We start from the raw sequence: 17894 nt of genomic DNA on the forward strand, positions 1-17894 counted from the left end.
GGCATGACCCAATCCGCCGACCGCCCCCGTATCCGCCTGAAACCCAAAGCCAATGCGCGCGGACTGCGCCACGGCTTCCCTTGGGTCTATGCCAATGACGTCGTTACAGACCGCCGCACCCGTAAGATCCCGGCAGGGGCTTTGGCCGTGTTGGAAGACGAAAACCGCGCGCCCATCGCGCTGGTGGCGGTGAACCCCGAGTCCAAGATCATGTGCCGCGTTTTGGACCGCGATCTGGATGCCGAGTTAAACGCCACGTGGTTCGAAACCCGCCTGCGCCGCGCGCTAGACATGCGCGAGCGCCTGTTCGACGCGCCCTATTACCGTCTGATCCACGCCGAAGCCGATGGCTTTCCCGGTGTGATCATCGACCGCTTTGGTGACGCCTGCGTCATCCAACCCAACGCGGCGTGGGCCGAAGCGCATCTGGACACTCTGACCGACGCGCTGGTCGCGGTGACCGGCGTGACCACGGTGCTGAAAAACGCCTCGGGCCGGACACGCGGGCTTGAGGGGCTAGACGATGCCAACCTCACCCTGCGCGGCACGGCCCCCGATGCGCCGCTGCCGGTGCCTATGAATGGCGCGACCTATATGGCCGACCTGACCGGCGGCCAGAAAACCGGGCTGTTCTACGACCAACGCCCCAACCACGCCTTCGCGGCCCGGCTGGTCCAACCCGGCGCACAGGTGCTGGATGTGTTCAGCCACGTGGGCGGGTTCGGTCTGGCGATGCTGGCTGGCGGAGCCGGGTCGGCGCTGTCCGTCGATGGCTCAGCCGCCGCACTGGAATTGGCCGCCCAAGGCGCGCAAGCCTCGGGCTTTGCCGACCGGTTCCAAACCCGGCAAGGCGACGCCTTCGATGTCTTGACCCAACTGGCCGAAGAGGGCGTGCAATACGACGTGGTCATATGTGACCCGCCCGCCTTCGCGCCCTCGAAACAGGCGCTGGACGCGGGGCTGCGCGCCTATGAGCGCATCGCGCGTCTGGCCGCGCCGCTGGCCAAACCGGGCGGTTATCTTGGCCTGTGTTCCTGTTCTCACGCCGCCGATCTGGGCCGTTTCCGTGACGCCTCATCGCGAGGGATCGGCCGAAGCGGGCGGCAGGCGCAACTGATCCACACGGGCTTTGCGGGGCCGGATCACCCGCAACTGCCGCAACTGGCCGAAAGCGGATACCTCAAAGCCGTGTTCTACCGGGTGTGAGGGCGGTTCTGGATACCTGCGTCATCTATCCCACGGTGATGCGAGCGATGCTGTTGGGCGCGGCAAAGATGGGTCATTTCGAACCCATATGGTCCGCGCGCATCCTCGAAGAATGGGCCCGTGCTGCACGAAAGCTGGGCTCCACGGGTGAGTCACAGGCCCGCGCCGAAATTGCCCTGACTCAATCTCAATGGCCCAAAGCAGAGCGTGAAGCACAACCAGGTCTTGAGCAGCGCCTCTGGCTGCCCGATGCCGCTGATGTTCACGTACTGGCCATCGCCATAGCGTCGTCGTCAGATGTAATTGTCACTATGAACGCGAAAGACTTCCCCCGAAACATCCTGTCGGAAGAAGGGTTGGATCGCCAAGATCCCGATAACCTGCTGCACGGCTTTTGGCGCATCGATCCGGAAGGCATATCTGAGATGGCCGACCGTGTTCTCGCAGAAGCCAACCGCCTCTCAGGCGATCAATGGACCCTGCGTGCGCTGATGAAAAAAGCTCGTCTGCCACGCCTGGGCAAAGCCCTCACCACTTAAATCCGATCCGCCCTTCATCTGGCTAAAAATACCTCGGGGTGTGTGAGGGGCTGGCCCCTCACGGCCGCAACCTATCCACCCGCCTTCCAACGCTGTTCAAGCGCCTCCAACGCCGCAATCCGCTCATCCGTTTTGGGATGGCTCATTAACCAAGCTGGCGTAACTCCCGCCCTCTGCTCGGTCAGCTTTTCGAGCTTGTGAAACAGAGATTTCTGCGGCCCAATCCCAATCCCGGCCTTGGTCAGCAGCGCGGCGGCATATTCATCCGCATCATACTCATCCCCGCGCGACAGGCGCGAGGCCAGCAGATGCGCCAGCATATTCGCGATCCACGCCCCAATGAACGGAATGAACCGGTTCAACACCATGATCAGCGCCGTCCGCAGCGCGTTCTGACCGGAAAAATCAATCATCCGCCGCCGCGCATGACCCAGCGCCACGTGACCAAGCTCATGCGCGATCACGCTGGCCATTTCCTCGGCCGAGACGTCGCCATCGCGGAACTTGCGATAAAACCCCCGCGTGATGAAAATCCGCCCGTCCGGCGCGGCCAACCCATTTACAGGGTCGATTTCGTAGATGTAGACCGGAACCCGCTCGATCTCGAGCGCTGCCGCCAAACGATCGGTCATGCGTTTCAGCGCAGGGTCCGCCAACTCGGTCGACTTCGCGTCTAATTCGCGATGGGTACGCCACACGGAAATCCGGTACATAACGACGGCATAGGCGATGGCCAACAGGATTGGGGTCAGGCGCAGCATAGATCAGATATGGGGCTGCGCAGAGGCCGAAGCAACAGGAAAATGACGCTGCGCAACAGCCTGTGAGGGCGCGTTGACCGGTCGCGAGAGGCGTGTTTAACCTGCGCCATGACACAAATCCAGACATGCTGTTCCTGCGGTCAGACCAAAGTGACCGTCACCGCCGCGCCCCGTGTTCGTTTTCGCTGCCATTGCACGAAATGCCAGTCCGTTTATCAGGCGCCCTACGCGGATGCCTTGCTGCTGCGCCGGGGGCAGGCGCGTCCTGCTGATCCGTCAACCATCAAATGGATTCACACCAAAAGCCCTTCGCCCCTGTCCCGCGGTCTGTGCAAATCCTGTGGCGATCCGATGTTGGCTTATCTGTTCGGTGCGCTCTCGGTGGTTCCGGCCCGCACGGCGCAGCAGATAGAACTACCACCGGTTGATTGTGACATCTATTACGGCACACGGGTCGAGGATCAGTTGGACGACGTCCCGAAATACTCGGGCGCGCTGTCAACCTATCTGGGTCTGACTTTACCTCTGACCCGAGTGCTGGCATTGCCGGGCCGGGAGCCAACAAGCAGTTAAGAGCCGGTTCAGCGCGTCAGTTCGCGCATTCCTTGCTCTAGCCCGGCCAGAGTCATCGGCACCATGCGGTCCTCGAAAATCTCGCGGATCATGCTGATGGAATGGGTGTAGTCCCAATATTTCTCGGGCACCGGGTTGATCCACAGGTTGGAGGCCCACTGATCGCGTGCGCGCTGCAGCCAGACTTGCCCGGCCTCTTGGTTCCAATGCTCATTGGCACCGCCAGGATAGGCGATCTCATAGGGGCTCATCGAGGCGTCGCCCACGAAAATACATTTGTAATCCGGGCCATAGGTGCGAAGCACTTCATGGGTGGGGGTCTGCTGATCCCAGCGTCGGGCATTGTCGCGCCAGACGCCTTCGTACAGGCAGTTGTGGAAATAGTAATATTCCAGATGCTTGAACTCGGTCCGCGCGGCCGAGAACAGCTCTTCGACAACCTTGATATGCGGGTCCATTGATCCGCCCACGTCCAGAAACAGCAGCACCTTGACCGCGTTGTGTCGTTCGGGCCGGGTTTTGACATCCAGATAGCCGTGTTCAGCGGTGGCGCGGATGGTGCCGTCCAGGTCCAGCTCATCCGCCGCACCCTCGCGCGCCCAGCGGCGCAGGCGTTTCAGGGCGACCTTGATGTTGCGGGTGCCCAGTTCAACTGTGTCATCTAAGTTCTTGAATTCACGCTTATCCCAGACCTTGACCGCGCGCTGGTGGCGGCTTTCCTTCTGGCCGATGCGCACGCCCTCCGGGTTATAGCCATACGCTCCGAACGGAGACGTTCCGGCGGTGCCGATCCACTTGTTGCCACCCTGATGGCGGCCTTCCTGATCCTTGAGACGCTCTTGCAGCGTCTCCATCAGTTTCTCGAACCCGCCCATGGCCTCGATCTCGGCCTTTTCTTCTTCGGACAGGTGTTTTTCGGCCATCTTGGCCAGCCACTCGGCGGGGATGTCCACGGCCTCGATCACCTGATCAAAGCTGATCTCTTCCAAACCTTTGAAGCTGGCGGCGAAAGCTTGGTCGAACTTATCGATATTACGTTCGTCCTTCACCATCGAGACGCGGGCGAGGTAATAAAACGCCTCGACATCATAGGTGGCCAGACCCTTTTTCATGCCTTCCAGAAAGGTCAGGTATTCGCGCAGGGATACTGGAATACGGGCTTTGCGAAGGTTTTCAAAGAAGGGCAGGAACATGGCTACGAAATCAGTCTGACGATGATCAATGACAGGATAAGGCCCACGAGCGAAAAAGCGATACCGTAGCCCGCGGCGTATTGCGCTATGTCGGCACCACTGCCGTTACGCTTGCGCGCGGCCATCGCTCCGAGGATCGCCCCCAGTAATGCCATTCCCAGAACTACGACCATGCGTTAACCGCCTCTGTTATTCGCGGGCGCCTCTGCAACGTCCTGCATCAGCGACCGGACCACCGTTTCCGAGCCAAACCCGTAGCGTGCCCACCCCAGACTGTCCAGCCTGACGGAACGTGCTTCGGTTGCGCGTCCTGCCTGATTTAGAGCCTCAGATTTCAGCAGCAATAGTGTTGCCAACTGCGAGGCGTTTTCAGCGCGCGTCATAACGTCGATGGCTTTGTCCAATTCGGGCAGGAATTGCGGTCCGCTACCTTGTGCCAATGCATAAGTTCCAAGTTGAGTCGTGATATACGCCTGATGAATCTCTGTGTTTGGTGTCGCGCGCAGGTATTGCAGGGCGGTGTCATAGTCGCGCAAGGCTTTTTGCGGATTGTCGAACTGCTCCATCCGACCCATCAGAAAATAGGGATAGGCACGACGGTGGTCGGTCCATCCTTGTTCCGCTCCTATCCGGGCGGCGCGACTGGCCGAGCGTAGTCTGGCATCAACACTGCGGTTGGGGTTGAGGGAACTCTGGATGGCTCGGATCCAGTCTCGCGTGGTCTGGGTCGTTGGTTGCGCCGGCACGTTTTCACCGCGCGGGTTCAGACGTTTGAGCACGTCAGGTATGACGGCCTCGACCTCTTCGCGGGTCATGCCGCTGCGCAACTCAGGCGCATAGGCCGCGCGCAGGACCAGCATGTCGAACCCAGTTAGAACGGTGTGTATGTTGTCGTCGTTAAAGATCGAATCCGGTAGATGATACAGGTCGTTCAAAGGGCCTAAAGCCTGCGCAAGCTCTTCGTGCAGGCAGTCGCGTTTTTCCTGTGGGCTCGCGTCAAATGGGATAAAAATGCCCAGTCTTTCCCGGTTACGCAGGCGGAGCCAACTGCTTTTCTGTTTCCGCCGATCCCGGCGGTATTCCTCAAAGTCCGAAGAATTGGGCACCACGAAACAGGCTGCCTGGGGCAGGATGCTTTGGATTTGTTCCTGGCTGACGGCTTCGATGGTGATATTGGCGGGGCCGTCCTGGATTTGCCGGATATCGATCCTGGCTTCACGCTGCAAACGGGTCAGAAGGCGTCGGAGATCGCGTTGCATTGAAGGGGTGACCTGACCCGTAAGGCGCACGGTTACTGGTTCTTCAAACCGGGTGAATACAGGCAGCGCAGTGCCACTTTCCAACGCGAAGTGAAGCGACACGAAATCCTGCGCGATATTCACGTTGGATCGCGTGGGCGGGGTAGGGCGCGCGGTCGCGAATGACTTGGCCGGCGGCAGGATGTCTTCGGTTGGTTTGACGCGCGTCGGCGGTTCGGGTGGGGTGACCGTGGTGCAGCCTGCAAGGGCCAATCCGAACACCATCGCACCAAGCCTGATCATGGGCGTTGATACCGGATGAAGGGCGTTTGCTTGCCGATACGGTCATAGAGCTTGCGCGCGGTGTGGTTGAATTCCTGCGTCAGCCAATAGACCGAGGGCGCGCCTTGACGGTCAGCTTCGTCATATACAGCCTGAATCAACGCACGGCCGACGCCGGTACCGCGTGATGCCGGGGTTGCGAACAGGTCTTGCAGGTAACAGACAGACTCTTCCTTCCACGCATGACGGTGGAACAGGTAGTGCGTCAGCCCGACCAACTGTCCGGCGCTTTCGGCGACAAAGCAGGAAAAATCGTTCGGGTCATCACCCAAAAGGCGGGCAAAAGTGGTGTCATAGGTGCCGTCGGGAACGGTCGTTTCATAGAACGCCAGATAATCACGCCATAGTTCGGCCCATTGGGCGCGATCATCGGGCCGCAAGGCGCGGATCGTAAGGGTGTCAGACACTCAGCTTGTCCCATCTGCTCGGATGCCCGGTCTTCGGGCTGTCGTTAACCAATGCTGACAGCCCGCTTGCCGTATGGCAAGGCCGATCACCCCATGATCAGCGTTTGCTGCGTGCCATAAAAGCCAGACGTTCGAACAAGTGCACATCCTGTTCGTTTTTAAGCAGCGCGCCGTGAAGCTTGGGTAGGGCATTTGCCCCGTCGCGTTTCAGATCCTCGGCGGTCAGATCCTCGGCCAGAAGCAGTTTCAACCAGTCCAGTACTTCCGAGGTCGAGGGCTTTTTCTTCAGCCCCTGCGTGTCGCGGATTTCATAGAACTGCGTTAGTGCGGTGGTCAGCAGCGCGTCCTTGATGCCGGGGTGATGAACCTCGACGATGCGGCGCATCGTGGTCTCATCGGGGAAACGGATATAGTGAAAGAAACACCGGCGCAGGAAGGCGTCGGGCAGTTCCTTTTCGTTGTTCGAGGTGATGATCACGATAGGCCGGTTCTTGGCTTTGATCGTCTCACCAGTTTCGTAGACGTGGAACTCCATCTTATCGAGTTCTTGCAGCAGGTCGTTTGGAAATTCGATATCGGCCTTGTCGATCTCATCAATCAGCAGCACGATCTTTTCGTCGGCATCGAACGCCTGCCACAGCTTGCCTTTGCGGATATAATTTGACACGTCATGCACGCGCTCATCGCCCAACTGGCTGTCACGCAAGCGGCTGACGGCGTCATATTCGTACAGGCCCTGCTGCGCGCGGGTGGTGGATTTCACGTTCCACTCGATCATCTTCAGACCCAGCGCACCAGCCACCTGTTTGGCCAGTTCGGTTTTGCCGGTGCCGGGTTCGCCCTTGACCAGTAGCGGACGCTCCAGTGTGACCGCGGCATTCACCGCGATGGTCAAATCATCAGTGGCAACATATTCGGCTGTGCCTTGAAAACGTGCGGTCATGGGGTCCTCATCCTGTATCGCGCGGCTTGTGGTGTTTGGGTTACAGAGCAGTGAGGATTTTTACAACCCGCGTCGCTGCGTGCCGTCGCGCCAAATTGGTCAGCGAGTCCAATGCCTTTGGTTGATTCGAGCGTTAACAGACCCTGCGGCATTTTGGGGGATGCCTTGAAAAGGCCCGCCAATTTTCACAGAAAAACAAGGTTTTGTTGTTTGATGTCTCATATTTAGACTGTTTATGATCACACTTGTTCGGCGCTACGTTTGCATAGTGACAATCCCCGCGCCGTCAGATAAACGCTCCGCAGAAGGGAATGCCTCATGTCTGGTGAAGAGAGTGCACTCGGCGTTGAAGGCCACACCGAGGGAGCAAAAATGAAGCAGGAAGTATTTCTGCCCGAAGATTATCGTCCAGCCGAAGACGAGCCATTTATGAACGACAGGCAGCTTGAGTATTTTCGTCGCAAGCTGTTGGACTGGAAGACCGAACTTTTGGCAGGCAGCCGCGACACGATCGAAGGTTTGCAGGACAACACCCGTAACATCCCCGACGTTGCCGACCGCGCAAGCGAGGAAACCGACCGAGCGTTGGAACTGCGCACGCGCGACCGTCAGCGCAAACTGGTGGCTAAAATCGACTCGGCCCTGCGCCGGATCGATGAGGGTGAGTATGGTTACTGCGAAAAAACAGGCGACCCGATCTCGCTGAAGCGTCTGGATGCGCGCCCGATCGCAACCATGACGCTCGAGGCGCAGGAACGGCATGAGCGTCGCGAAAAGGTCCACCGCGACGATTGATCGTCCTGAAATGTCAAGAATTCAAACGCCGGGGCCTGTTGCTCCGGCGTTTTTGCGTTAAGGCAATGCTATGAAGATCAATGGTTTGAAGTTTTGCGTGGTTGGCGGCGGCATCGGTGGACTTGCTGCGGCGTTGGCCATGCGCCAGCGCGGTGCGCAGGTGACGGTGCTAGAGCAGGCCCCAGCACTGACCGAGGTCGGAGCGGGCCTTCAGATCAGCGCCAACGGGATGTCCGTTCTGCGCGCCTTGGGGGTTGCGGGGGATCCGCCTGAAGCCGCGCAACTCTCGCACGGAACTATTTTGCGTGACTATCGCAAGGGTCGGGTTATCAGTCGCATCCCAGCCCCTGCGGCGGGTCCGACATTCTACTATCACCGCGCCGATTTGCTGGAGCTGTTGCGACGGGCGTCCGAGGATGCAGGTGTCGACATACGCCTTGGCGCGCGAGTGCAGACGGTTCGCAAACACCCGTCCGAGGTCGAGATCGTGCTGGATGATGAAAAGCGCCTCCGCGTCGAATGTGCCATTGCCGCAGATGGCGGACGCAGCACCCTTCGCCCGATCCTGAACGGCCCCGAGGCCCCAGCCTTCACCCACCAGATCGCCTGGCGCGCGACGGTGCCTTGGGAGGATAGGGTCGAGAAGTCGCAAGCCTCACTGACAATGGGGCCGGGGCGGCACGTCGTCACCTATCCGCTGCGCGACCAACGCCTGATGAACGTCGTAGCAATTGAAGAACGCTCGGACTGGCAGCAGGAAGGCTGGCGTGTAAAGGGCGATCCAAATGACTTGCGCGCTAGGTTTGCCGATTTTGGAGGGCCGGTGAGAGACATTCTGACAAAGGTCGAAGAAACGCATCTGTGGGCACTGTTCCTGCGTCCGGTGGCCGAGAGATGGCAGAACGGACGCTTGGCCCTGTTGGGCGATGCGGCCCATCCGACGTTACCCTTCATGGCGCAAGGAGCGTGTCTGGCGCTTGAGGATACCTGGGTTCTCGCACGCTCTTTCGACAGCCAATCGGGCGTAAGGCAAGCCCTTGTAGCCTACGAATCCGCGCGCCAATGCCGCGCGCAGCACGTGGTAGCTGCGGCATCCGCAAATGCACGCAATTTTCACTTGCGCGGTCCGATGCGTTTGGCCGCGCAAGCAGTTCTGGCGGCGATAGGTCCGCGCCTGACGCAGAAATACGACTGGATCTACAACTACGACCCAACCGTTTGATCTCAGATGTCCAAATCAACCCAGACTGGCACGTGATCCGAGGGTTTTTCGTGCCCACGGACCTCTTTGTCGATTTGGCAGTCTCGCATCAAATCTGCGGCCTGAGGCGTCAGTAGAAAATGGTCGATGCGAATGCCGTCATCCTTGTTCCACGCTCCGGCCTGGTAGTCCCAGAAGGAATAGTGGCCTGCACCTTGCACACGGGCACGGAACGCCTCGGTGAACCCTAGGTTCAGGATTTTGCGGAAGGCGGCCCGGCTTTCGGGTCGGAACAAGGCGTCCTCGCGCCATGCATCGGGGCGTTTTGCATCTTCCGCTTGCGGAATGATGTTGTAGTCGCCCGCCATCAACGCAGGCTCTTCGGTTGCCAGCAGGTCACGGGCGCGATCATACAGACGCTCCATCCACGCCAGTTTGTAGTCGTATTTTGGCCCGGGCGCAGGATTTCCGTTCGGTAGATAAAGGCCACAAATCCGGATCGCCTGCTTGCCGACAACAGTCGCTTCGATCCAACGCGCTTGTTCATCCTCGTCGTCACCGGGCAAGCCGCGCGTTACATCCTCCAAAGGTAGCTTCGAGAGGATTGCGACACCGTTAAAGCTCTTCTGACCATGCGTTTCGACATTGTATCCGCGTTCTTCGAAGATTTCGCGAGGGAAGTTCTCGTCGACGGACTTAATTTCCTGCAACAGAGCGATGTCCGGTTGTGCCTCGTCCAGCCACCGGGGCAGGGCCTCGGCCCGCGCTTTGATCCCATTGATGTTGAACGTGGCGATTTTCATGCGCGGCCCTCCAAAGCTGTTGGCAACCTATCGCGCAGAATGAACCCAGCGGCAAGTGGCGGTGAAGGATGCGAGGCTCTGCCTCGCGCTCCGAGGTATTTTTGGCCAGATGAAGAAACGGATTGTTAACCAACTTTTGCGATCTATGGGAGGCGGTACAGGCGGAGGCGCCGATGACCGCGCCAGGTGAAGCTCTCCGGCGGTATGGTCGGAGAGCGGATCCCTCTTCATCTGGCTGAAAATACCTTGGGGGTGTGGGGGCAAAGCCCCCACCTAAGCTACATCGAAAACGACGTGCCGCAGCCACAGGACGATGTGGCGTTGGGATTATCGATGACAAACCGCGCACCAATCAGTTCCTGAGTAAAGTCGATGACCGCGTTTTCCAGAAAGGGTAGGGAAACCGAGTCCACGATGACCTTTTGGCCTTTGCCTTCCAACACAAGATCATCGTCTTTCGGCTGATCCAGCGCAATTTCATATTGAAACCCTGAACATCCACCGCCTTCGACCGCGACGCGTAAAGCCTGCCCTTGATCCGCAGCGCCGATCTCGGCAAGACGGTCAAAGGCGCGTTCGGTGACTGTGGGGGGCAGATTCATGCCGGACTCCAAAGGTTTATTTCCTTGTTCCGCTACAATATATGTAACCAAAGGACAGGCGACAAGGACAAGACCTTTGGACAGAGCGGGTTTTGCCTCGGATCCCGGCCGCGCAAGAGGGCGGTTGGTGCCGGAGGACGAAAGCAGTTTCCGGTCATGCTTTCAGCGCGACCGTGACAGGATCATTCATGCCAGCGCGTTTAGGCGGCTCAAACACAAGACACAAGTGTTTGTCGAACATGAAGGGGACAGCTACCGCACCCGTCTGACCCATTCAATCGAAGTGGCGCAAGTTGCGCGGACTATAGCCGGGGCCTTGGGCCTGGACCCCGAACTGACCGAGGCCGTGGCTCTGGCGCATGATTTGGGTCACACGCCTTTTGGCCATACGGGCGAAGACGCATTGCACGCGCTGATGCGGCCATATGGCGGGTTTGATCACAACGCTCAGGCCATTCGGATTGTCACCAAGCTGGAACGCCATTATGCCGAATTCGACGGTTGCAACCTGACTTGGGAGTGTCTGGAAGGCATTGCCAAGCACAACGGTCCGGTGGTTGGTGAATTGCCCTGGGCGCTGGCCGAGTGCAACGGCGCGTTTGATCTGGAGCTGCACACTCATGCCAGCGCCGAGGCGCAGGTTGCGGCCCTATCCGACGACATTGCCTATAACAATCACGATTTGCTGGACGGGCTGCGGGCGGATTTGTTCAGTGATGATGAAATTCAAGCCCTGCCGATTGTGGGTGTATGCTATGCCGAGGTTGATCGCGCCTATCCAAATCTTGATCCGTATCGGCGCAGGCATGAAGCTCTGCGGCGCGTCTTTGGGGTCATGGTCTCGGATGTGATCGATACATCTGCCGCGTTGATTGCCGAATCCAGAGCGCAATCGGTGGAAGATATCCGCCATTTGGGCCGCCCGGTGATCCAGTTCTCGGGGCAATTGTGGGCGCAGTTGCAGGACATCCGCGCCTTTCTGTTCACCCGGATGTATCGCGCGCCCTCGGTGATGGAGGTGCGGGCCGAAGTTAGCAAGATCGTCGAAGAGTTGTTCCCGATTTATCTCGGGGACCCCCGTCAAATGCCGGCCCGCTGGCACGCTGATATTGAGGCGGCAGGGAATGAAGCCGCACTTGCCCGGATCGTGTCAGACTATATCGCCGGGATGACGGACCGGTTTGCGATACAGGATCATGTACGGTTGACAGGGCGACCCGCGCCGACGGGTCACTCGATCCCGATATAGGCCAGCGCCCAGACCTGTTGGCTGGCTTGAGCGTCGGCTGCGTCTGCATCGTCGGTTGGCGGGAACACGATCATGGTGGGGCCATATCCTCCGACGCCCATCGGTGCACCGTCGGCATGGGTGGCTAAAATGGGTTTGTACGTCGAAATGCTGTCCCATGGGATTTCCGCCTGATATCCGTCCATTGCCATGGGACGTGCGGTTTTTCCTTCGGCCCCCGCAAGGATCATGACATCCGACAGCAGCGGGCCACTAAACGTGTAGTCGCGTTGATGATCGGGCGGGCCATAGGGAATGGTGATCTGAACCTGGGGCAGGCTGTCCAGAAGGGCCGCGTCAAACCCTGCTGCCCCGTCATGAGTCACTTCGAGAAACCCAAGCAGCCCGCCGCCATTCTCGCCCCGCGCGGGCAGGTTGGTCTCAGTGACCGCGCCGCCAAGTGTCACCAGCACATGTCCTTGCGGTGCGGGCATTTCGGCCAGAACGGGCAGGGCATAGGACAGAAGCAGGCTTAGGGGCAGGGCAAGGCGCATGAATGGTCTCCGATCAGGCAATTCCGCGCGACTTTAATGGGGATTGCGCCCAAACCAAGGTCAAACTTTAGGCATCCATTGACCTTACCGCGCTGCGTGATAAACCGCCGGGCAAGCAAAAGGACATTCGAAATGAACCTGTTTTCCGAGATCCGCGCCCTTGTACTGGACGCGCTGGCGCAGATGCAGTCCGAAGGCGTGCTGCGCGAGGGGCTGAGCTTTGACAACGTGGCGGTTGAGCCTCCGCGCGACGCGGCACATGGCGATATGGCGACCAACGCGGCGATGGTATTGGCAAAGCCAGCCAAGATGAAGCCGCGCGACATTGCCGATGTGCTGGCTGGTAAGCTGGCCGCTGATGAACGGATCACCAGCGCCGAGGTGGCAGGGCCGGGGTTTTTGAACCTGCGGCTGGCGCCGTCGGTCTGGCAGGGTGTGCTGACCGCCGTGCTGGAACATGGCACCGATTATGGTCGCTCGACCATGGGACACGGGCAGAAGGTGAACGTCGAATATGTCTCGGCCAATCCCACCGGTCCGCTGCATGTAGGCCATACGCGGGGCGCGGTCTTCGGTGACGCCTTGGCAAGCCTGCTGGCTTATTCTGGCCATGAAGTTACGCGTGAGTATTACATCAACGATGGCGGCGCGCAGGTGGATGTACTAGCGCGTTCGGCCTATGAGCGGTATCGCGAGGCCAATGGCCTCAGCCCCGAGATTGCCGAGGGGCTCTATCCCGGTGACTATCTGATCCCGATCGGCGAGGCGCTGAAAGAGAAATACGGCGACAGCCTGATCGACAAGCCTGAAAGCGAATGGCTTGAGGACCTGCGCAACTTTGCTACCGACGCGATGATGGACCTGATCCGCGCCGATCTTAAGGCGCTGGGCGTTGAGATGGATGTGTTCTTTTCTGAGAAGTCCCTCTACGGTACAGGCCGGATCGAGGCTGCGCTGCAGTCGCTGACCGAGAAGGGTCTGATCTATGAAGGTGTGCTGGAGCCGCCCAAGGGTAAAAAGCCCGAGGATTGGGAGCCGCGCGAGCAGACCCTGTTCAAATCGACCGAACATGGCGATGACGTGGACCGTCCGGTCAAGAAATCAGACGGCGCGTGGACCTATTTCGCGCCCGATATCGCCTATCACTATGACAAGGTAAGCCGTGGTTTTGACGCGCTGATCGACGTGTTTGGTGCCGACCACGGCGGCTATGTCAAACGGATGAAGGCGGCTGTGTCGGCTCTGTCTGACGGTAAGGTGCCGCTGGATATCAAGCTGACCCAGTTGGTAAAGCTGTGGAAGAATGGCGAGCCGTTTAAGATGTCCAAACGGGCAGGGAACTTTGTCACTCTGCGCGATGTGGTGGATCAGGTGGGCCCGGATGTGACCCGTTTCGTGATGCTGACCCGCAAGAATGACGCGCCGCTGGATTTCGATTTCGATAAGGTGCTGGAGCAGAGCCGCGAGAACCCCGTGTTCTACGTGCAATACGCCCATGCCCGCGTCATGAGCGTGCTGCGCCGCGCGGCTGAGGCCGGGATTGCCGCAGATGATGCGACCCTCAAAGGGGCCGATCTGAGTAAGAACGATCACGCATCCGAGCTGACAGTCGCCAAAAAGCTGGCTGAATGGCCGCGACTGGTGGAAATCGCCGCCCGCACGAACGAGCCGCACCGCGTTGCGTTCTACCTCTATGAACTAGCCGGCGACTTCCATGCGCTGTGGAACAAGGGCAACGACGAAACCCAGCTGCGGTTCATCCAGGATGGCGATGTTGCCACAAGCCAGTCAAAAATCGCATTGGCTCGTGCCGTTTCTGTTGTGATTTCAGCGGGCTTGGGTATTCTTGGCGTTACCCCGGCGCAGGAGATGCGGTAACAAACACCGCCCGACGCGCCGGTACGAGGTAGGCAAGAAATGACCCGCGCGCCTTATTTCCCGGCGCGAAACGGGCGGTGAGGCGGACATGGCGAACTACGATTACTCGGGGCAAATGCGTCCCGAGCAGATGCATTACACGAATCAACCGCATCCTCAGGGTGGGTACGACTATTCTGATGAGATGCACGGATACGAAGATGCGCCCCGTGCCGCCGGTTTAGGTCGTATCGTGAATGCGCTGGGCGCGGTTGCATCCCTGGCCTTGGTCGCGGGGATCGGAGTCTGGGGCTACAAGCTTGTAATGCGTGATGTCAGTGGCGTTCCGGTGGTACGTGCTGTTGAAGGCCCGATGCGTATTCAGCCAGAGAACCCCGGTGGAACTCCCGCTGATCATCAGGGCCTTGCAGTAAATACTGTCGCTGCGGTCGGGACGGCTGCGCCTCCGGCGGATCGCCTGATCCTTGCTCCGCGTCCGGTTTCGCTGACAGATGAGGACACGCCGGTTGAACCGCTGCGTGCAACCCCTGCGGTGCATGTGGTTGAAGAGGAAATCTCGAACCAGGAGGCGGCTCAACTGCGTCAAGGCGCGGTTGATGCGTTGGTTGCCGAATTGGCGGGTGAGGCCGAAACGCCTGACACCGAAACAGACGAAGGTGTGCAGCTGGCCTCGTTGGGTCCGTTGGATGATGAACCCGCGATTGATCCTGCCGATCTGGCCGCGCAACTGCCGGACCCTGCGGTTGCAGCCCTGCCTGGCGTCCGGCGCTCATTGCGTCCGAACACGCGGCCCGCACGAACGACTGCCAGTGGCATTACTGCATCCAGCAAAACCGAAGATGCTATCAACGCGGCTGTCAAAGCGGCCGTGGGGCTGGATGTCGATCCGAACGCGCTGTCCAAAGGTACACGCATGGCCCAATTGGGCGCGTATGAAAGCCCTGATGTCGCGCGGGCCGAATGGAATCGTCTGAATGGGCGTTTCGGTGAGTATATGGATGGAAAACAGCGTGTTATCCAGAAAACCTCAAGCGGTGGCCGGACGTTTTATCGCCTTCGGGTTTTGGGCTTTGATGACCTGAGCGATTCACGCCAGTTCTGTGCCGCGCTGCAAGGGCAAGGCGCCGACTGTATCCCGGTGGCCGCTCGGTGACATTCTGCGCCGCAATTACCGATGCCGAGGGGCTGCGCCTGACGCCTCAGGAAAAGAAACTGTTTCGAGAAATGAACCCGTTTGGGTTCATTTTGTTTGCCCGCAATATCGAGACCGAGGATCAAGTCCGCGCTCTGTGTGATGAGTTCCGCGAGGCGGTAGGTCGCAATTGCCTAATTACCATTGATCAGGAAGGCGGGCGCGTGCAGCGCCTGCGCGCGCCCATCGCGCGAGAGTGGCTGCCGCCGCTGGATCACGCTGAACGCGCCGGGGATCACGCAGAACGCGCGATGTATCTGCGCTATCGCCTGATCGCGCGGGAATTGTTCGAACTGGGCATCGACAGCAATTGTGCCCCAATGGTTGATCTGGCGCGCGCAGATACGCACGCTTTTCTAAAGAATCGCTGCTATGGGTCTGACCCTAAACAGGTTTCCAAGATCGGGCGCGCCGTCGCTATGGGGCATCTTGAGGGCGGTGTTCTTCCCGTTATCAAGCATATGCCCGGGCACGGGCTGTCAACGCTGGACAGCCACCATGACCTGCCGCATGTGGACCTGACACAAGAAGCGCTGGAAGGGGCTGATTTCGCACCGTTTCGCGCTTTGAACGATCTTCCCATGGGGATGACCGCGCATCTGGTCTATGACCGGATCGACCCGCAACCGGCGACGATTTCACCTACGATGATCGACCTGATCCGCGACAAGATCGGTTTCGATGGGCTTATTATGACCGACGATATCTCGATGAAAGCCCTGAGCGGTGCGCCCGAAGAGATAGCCCAGCACGCGTTGGCTGCGGGCTGCGACGTGGTCTTGCATTGCAACGGCTCGTATGAGGCCCGCGCTAAAGTGCTGGAGGCCGCTGGCGAGATGACCCCGCAAGCGCAAAAACGCGCCGAAAAGGCACTGTCGATGCGGCAAAAGCCCGTGGAACTTGACATCGAAGCCGCCGAGGCGGAACTATCTGCCCTAATGGGCGGGCAGGTATATGAACGATAACCTTTTCAGCGAAGACCCGGTCTCGGTCGCGGATCGGCTTGCTGCCGAGGCGTTGATTGTTGACGTTGACGGGTTCGAAGGCCCGCTGGACGTGCTGTTGACCCTGTCGCGGACGCAAAAGGTTGACCTACGGAAAATCTCGGTTCTGGCGCTGGCGCAGCAATATCTGACCTTCGTGGAAAAGGCCCGTGCGCTGCGGATCGAACTGGCGGCTGATTATCTGGTGATGGCCGCGTGGCTCGCCTTTCTGAAATCCCGCCTGCTGCTGCCGCCCGATCCCGATGACGAAGGACCGTCGGGCGAGGAATTGGCCGCGCACCTGGCCTTCCAACTGGAACGTCTGCAGGCCATGCGCGATGCTGCTGCCCGTCTGATGGCGCGCGACCAGCTGGGGCGCGATTTCTTCAAACGCGGGCAGGGCGAGGATATCACCCGCATCCGTACAGTGACCTATTCGGCCACGCTGCTTGACCTGATGCAGGGCTATGCCCGTATTCGTACCCGCGACGAATTCCGACCCTTTGTCATGGACCGCGATGCCGTCTTTACCATGGAACAGGCGCTGGAACGGATGCGCCCTCTGATCGGGTTTGCGGGCGCGTGGACGGATATGGAAACCTATCTGCCCGATGGCTGGGACGCCGATCCGGTGCGGCGGCGCTCGGCCACGGCGGCGACATTCGCGGCCTCGTTGGAGCTGGTGAAAGAGGGACATATGGAAATCAAACAGAGCGAGACGTTTGCTCCGATCCATCTGCGCAAGAGGACCGAAACACGTGACTGAAACCTCTGAGGAAACCGGCACACTGTTCGAAGCACCCCCCTTGGCCGAACAGGAGCGCATGGTCGAAGCCGTGCTGTTCGCCAGCGCCGAACCGGTGACGATCGGCGATCTTGAGGCCCGGATGCCTCATGGCAGCGATGCAGCGCAAGCGGTTGATCTGTTGCGCAAACGATACGAAGGCCGCGGCGTGCGCGTGGTGCGCGTGGGCGAAGCCTGGGCCATCCGAACCGCCCCCGATCTGGGTTTTCTGATGCAGAAGGAAACGGTTGAGACCCGCAAACTCAGCCGTGCCGCGATCGAAACGCTGGCCATCGTGGCCTATCACCAGCCCTGCACGCGGGCCGAGATCGAGGAAATCCGTGGCGTGTCCGTCTCGCGTGGGACTATCGACCAGTTGCTGGAAATGGAGTGGATCAGGCTGGGCCGCCGACGGATGACTCCAGGCCGCCCGGTGACCTTCGTGGTAACGCCGCAGTTTCTGGATCATTTCGGGCTGGAAAACGCGCGCGACCTTCCGGGGCTGCAAGAATTGCGCGCCGCCGGGTTGCTGGAAAACCGGCCGCCTCCGGGAACGATCCCAATGGGCGAAGGGCGCGAGGATGAAGATGACGACGAGCAGACCGAACTGTTCGAGGAAGAGTGATCGCGCGGCCCTTTTGTTGACGCAAGAATCACCTATGTTGAGGCGCA

General features: G+C 59.5%; 20 protein-coding genes. 11 read left to right on the top strand and 9 right to left on the bottom strand.

Annotation, left to right across the window (positions count from 1 at the left end; all coding sequences use genetic code 11):
• The first annotated feature begins 3 nt into the window (after positions 1-3).
• Positions 4-1206, top strand: a complete 1203-nt coding sequence (locus tag GOW48_RS07645) for an RSP_2647 family RNA methyltransferase (RefSeq protein WP_170752667.1) — start codon at positions 4-6, stop codon at positions 1204-1206.
• Positions 1203-1745: an RSP_2648 family PIN domain-containing protein gene (locus GOW48_RS07650; RefSeq protein ID WP_170752669.1), complete on the top strand. Its 543-nt coding sequence runs from the start codon at positions 1203-1205 to the stop codon at positions 1743-1745. The genes GOW48_RS07645 and GOW48_RS07650 overlap by 4 nt, the downstream gene beginning before the upstream one ends.
• 71 nt (positions 1746-1816) lie before the next feature.
• Here the strand turns inward: GOW48_RS07650 and GOW48_RS07655 are convergent, their stop codons facing one another.
• Positions 1817-2506 carry a M48 family metallopeptidase gene (locus GOW48_RS07655; protein WP_170752671.1) on the bottom strand — a complete coding sequence of 230 codons (690 nt, stop codon included), beginning with the start codon at positions 2504-2506 and terminating at the stop codon, positions 1817-1819.
• A gap of 108 nt (positions 2507-2614) precedes the next feature.
• On the opposite strand from GOW48_RS07655, the gene GOW48_RS07660 reads away from it, so the two are divergent.
• On the top strand, positions 2615-3079 hold the full coding sequence (locus GOW48_RS07660; protein WP_170752673.1) for a GFA family protein: 465 nt from the start codon (positions 2615-2617) through the stop codon (positions 3077-3079).
• Between the two features lie 8 nt (positions 3080-3087).
• Here the strand turns inward: GOW48_RS07660 and GOW48_RS07665 are convergent, their stop codons facing one another.
• From GOW48_RS07665 to GOW48_RS07685, 5 genes are all read right to left on the bottom strand, one after another.
• Positions 3088-4272 carry a vWA domain-containing protein gene (locus GOW48_RS07665; protein WP_170752675.1) on the bottom strand — a complete coding sequence of 395 codons (1185 nt, stop codon included), beginning with the start codon at positions 4270-4272 and terminating at the stop codon, positions 3088-3090.
• A gap of 2 nt (positions 4273-4274) precedes the next feature.
• Positions 4275-4445 (bottom strand): hypothetical protein, encoded by a 171-nt coding sequence (locus GOW48_RS07670; RefSeq protein ID WP_170354461.1) that lies wholly within the window; start codon positions 4443-4445, stop codon positions 4275-4277.
• A 3-nt stretch (positions 4446-4448) separates the two neighbouring features.
• The gene (locus GOW48_RS07675; RefSeq protein WP_170752677.1) at positions 4449-5813 is read right to left on the bottom strand and encodes a DUF2927 domain-containing protein; all 1365 of its coding nucleotides are present in this window, start codon (positions 5811-5813) and stop codon (positions 4449-4451) included.
• Positions 5810-6259 carry a GNAT family N-acetyltransferase gene (locus tag GOW48_RS07680; protein ID WP_170354459.1) on the bottom strand — a complete coding sequence of 150 codons (450 nt, stop codon included), beginning with the start codon at positions 6257-6259 and terminating at the stop codon, positions 5810-5812. The genes GOW48_RS07675 and GOW48_RS07680 overlap by 4 nt, the downstream gene beginning before the upstream one ends.
• Before the next feature lie 97 nt (positions 6260-6356).
• A complete protein-coding gene (locus tag GOW48_RS07685) occupies positions 6357-7202 on the bottom strand; it encodes an AAA family ATPase (protein ID WP_170752679.1) in 846 nt (281 codons plus the stop codon).
• A 372-nt stretch (positions 7203-7574) separates the two neighbouring features.
• On the opposite strand from GOW48_RS07685, the gene dksA reads away from it, so the two are divergent.
• Together dksA and GOW48_RS07695 are read left to right on the top strand one after the other, a co-directional pair.
• A complete protein-coding gene (gene dksA / locus GOW48_RS07690) occupies positions 7575-7997 on the top strand; it encodes an RNA polymerase-binding protein DksA (RefSeq protein ID WP_170354457.1) in 423 nt (140 codons plus the stop codon).
• 70 nt (positions 7998-8067) lie between these two features.
• Positions 8068-9219: an FAD-dependent monooxygenase gene (locus tag GOW48_RS07695; protein WP_170752681.1), complete on the top strand. Its 1152-nt coding sequence runs from the start codon at positions 8068-8070 to the stop codon at positions 9217-9219.
• A 2-nt stretch (positions 9220-9221) separates the two neighbouring features.
• On the opposite strand, the gene xth is transcribed toward GOW48_RS07695, so the two are convergent.
• On the bottom strand, positions 9222-10001 hold the full coding sequence (xth, locus tag GOW48_RS07700; RefSeq protein WP_170752683.1) for an exodeoxyribonuclease III: 780 nt from the start codon (positions 9999-10001) through the stop codon (positions 9222-9224).
• A gap of 278 nt (positions 10002-10279) precedes the next feature.
• A complete protein-coding gene (locus GOW48_RS07705; protein WP_170354454.1) occupies positions 10280-10603 on the bottom strand; it encodes a HesB/IscA family protein in 324 nt (107 codons plus the stop codon).
• 76 nt (positions 10604-10679) lie between these two features.
• Here GOW48_RS07705 and GOW48_RS07710 point away from each other — a divergent pair, with 76 nt between their 5' ends.
• Positions 10680-11852: a deoxyguanosinetriphosphate triphosphohydrolase gene (locus tag GOW48_RS07710; protein WP_170752685.1), complete on the top strand. Its 1173-nt coding sequence runs from the start codon at positions 10680-10682 to the stop codon at positions 11850-11852.
• Here the strand turns inward: GOW48_RS07710 and GOW48_RS07715 are convergent.
• Positions 11834-12385, bottom strand: coding sequence for a putative pterin-binding protein (locus GOW48_RS07715; RefSeq protein ID WP_170752687.1), 552 nt, complete (start codon positions 12383-12385; stop codon positions 11834-11836). The two genes, GOW48_RS07710 and GOW48_RS07715, sit on opposite strands and share 19 nt — an antisense overlap.
• Positions 12386-12517: 132 nt before the next feature.
• Here GOW48_RS07715 and argS point away from each other — a divergent pair, with 132 nt between their 5' ends.
• The 5 genes from argS (at position 12518) to scpB (ending at position 17847) form a co-directional block, all read left to right on the top strand.
• Positions 12518-14263: an arginine--tRNA ligase gene (argS, locus tag GOW48_RS07720; protein WP_170752689.1), complete on the top strand. Its 1746-nt coding sequence runs from the start codon at positions 12518-12520 to the stop codon at positions 14261-14263.
• Between the two features lie 88 nt (positions 14264-14351).
• Positions 14352-15416, top strand: coding sequence for an SPOR domain-containing protein (locus GOW48_RS07725; RefSeq protein WP_170752691.1), 1065 nt, complete (start codon positions 14352-14354; stop codon positions 15414-15416).
• Positions 15413-16420, top strand: coding sequence for a beta-N-acetylhexosaminidase (gene nagZ, locus GOW48_RS07730; protein WP_170752693.1), 1008 nt, complete (start codon positions 15413-15415; stop codon positions 16418-16420). The genes GOW48_RS07725 and nagZ overlap by 4 nt, the downstream gene beginning before the upstream one ends.
• Positions 16410-17204: a segregation and condensation protein A gene (locus tag GOW48_RS07735; protein WP_170354448.1), complete on the top strand. Its 795-nt coding sequence runs from the start codon at positions 16410-16412 to the stop codon at positions 17202-17204. Before nagZ ends, GOW48_RS07735 begins: the two co-directional genes overlap by 11 nt.
• Positions 17197-17847 carry an SMC-Scp complex subunit ScpB gene (scpB, locus tag GOW48_RS07740; RefSeq protein WP_170354447.1) on the top strand — a complete coding sequence of 217 codons (651 nt, stop codon included), beginning with the start codon at positions 17197-17199 and terminating at the stop codon, positions 17845-17847. The genes GOW48_RS07735 and scpB overlap by 8 nt, the downstream gene beginning before the upstream one ends.
• Positions 17848-17894 lie beyond the last annotated feature (47 nt).

Origin of the sequence: Ruegeria lacuscaerulensis (assembly GCF_013033355.1) — a bacterium.
Taxonomy (GTDB): Bacteria; Pseudomonadota; Alphaproteobacteria; order Rhodobacterales; family Rhodobacteraceae; genus Ruegeria; species Ruegeria lacuscaerulensis_A.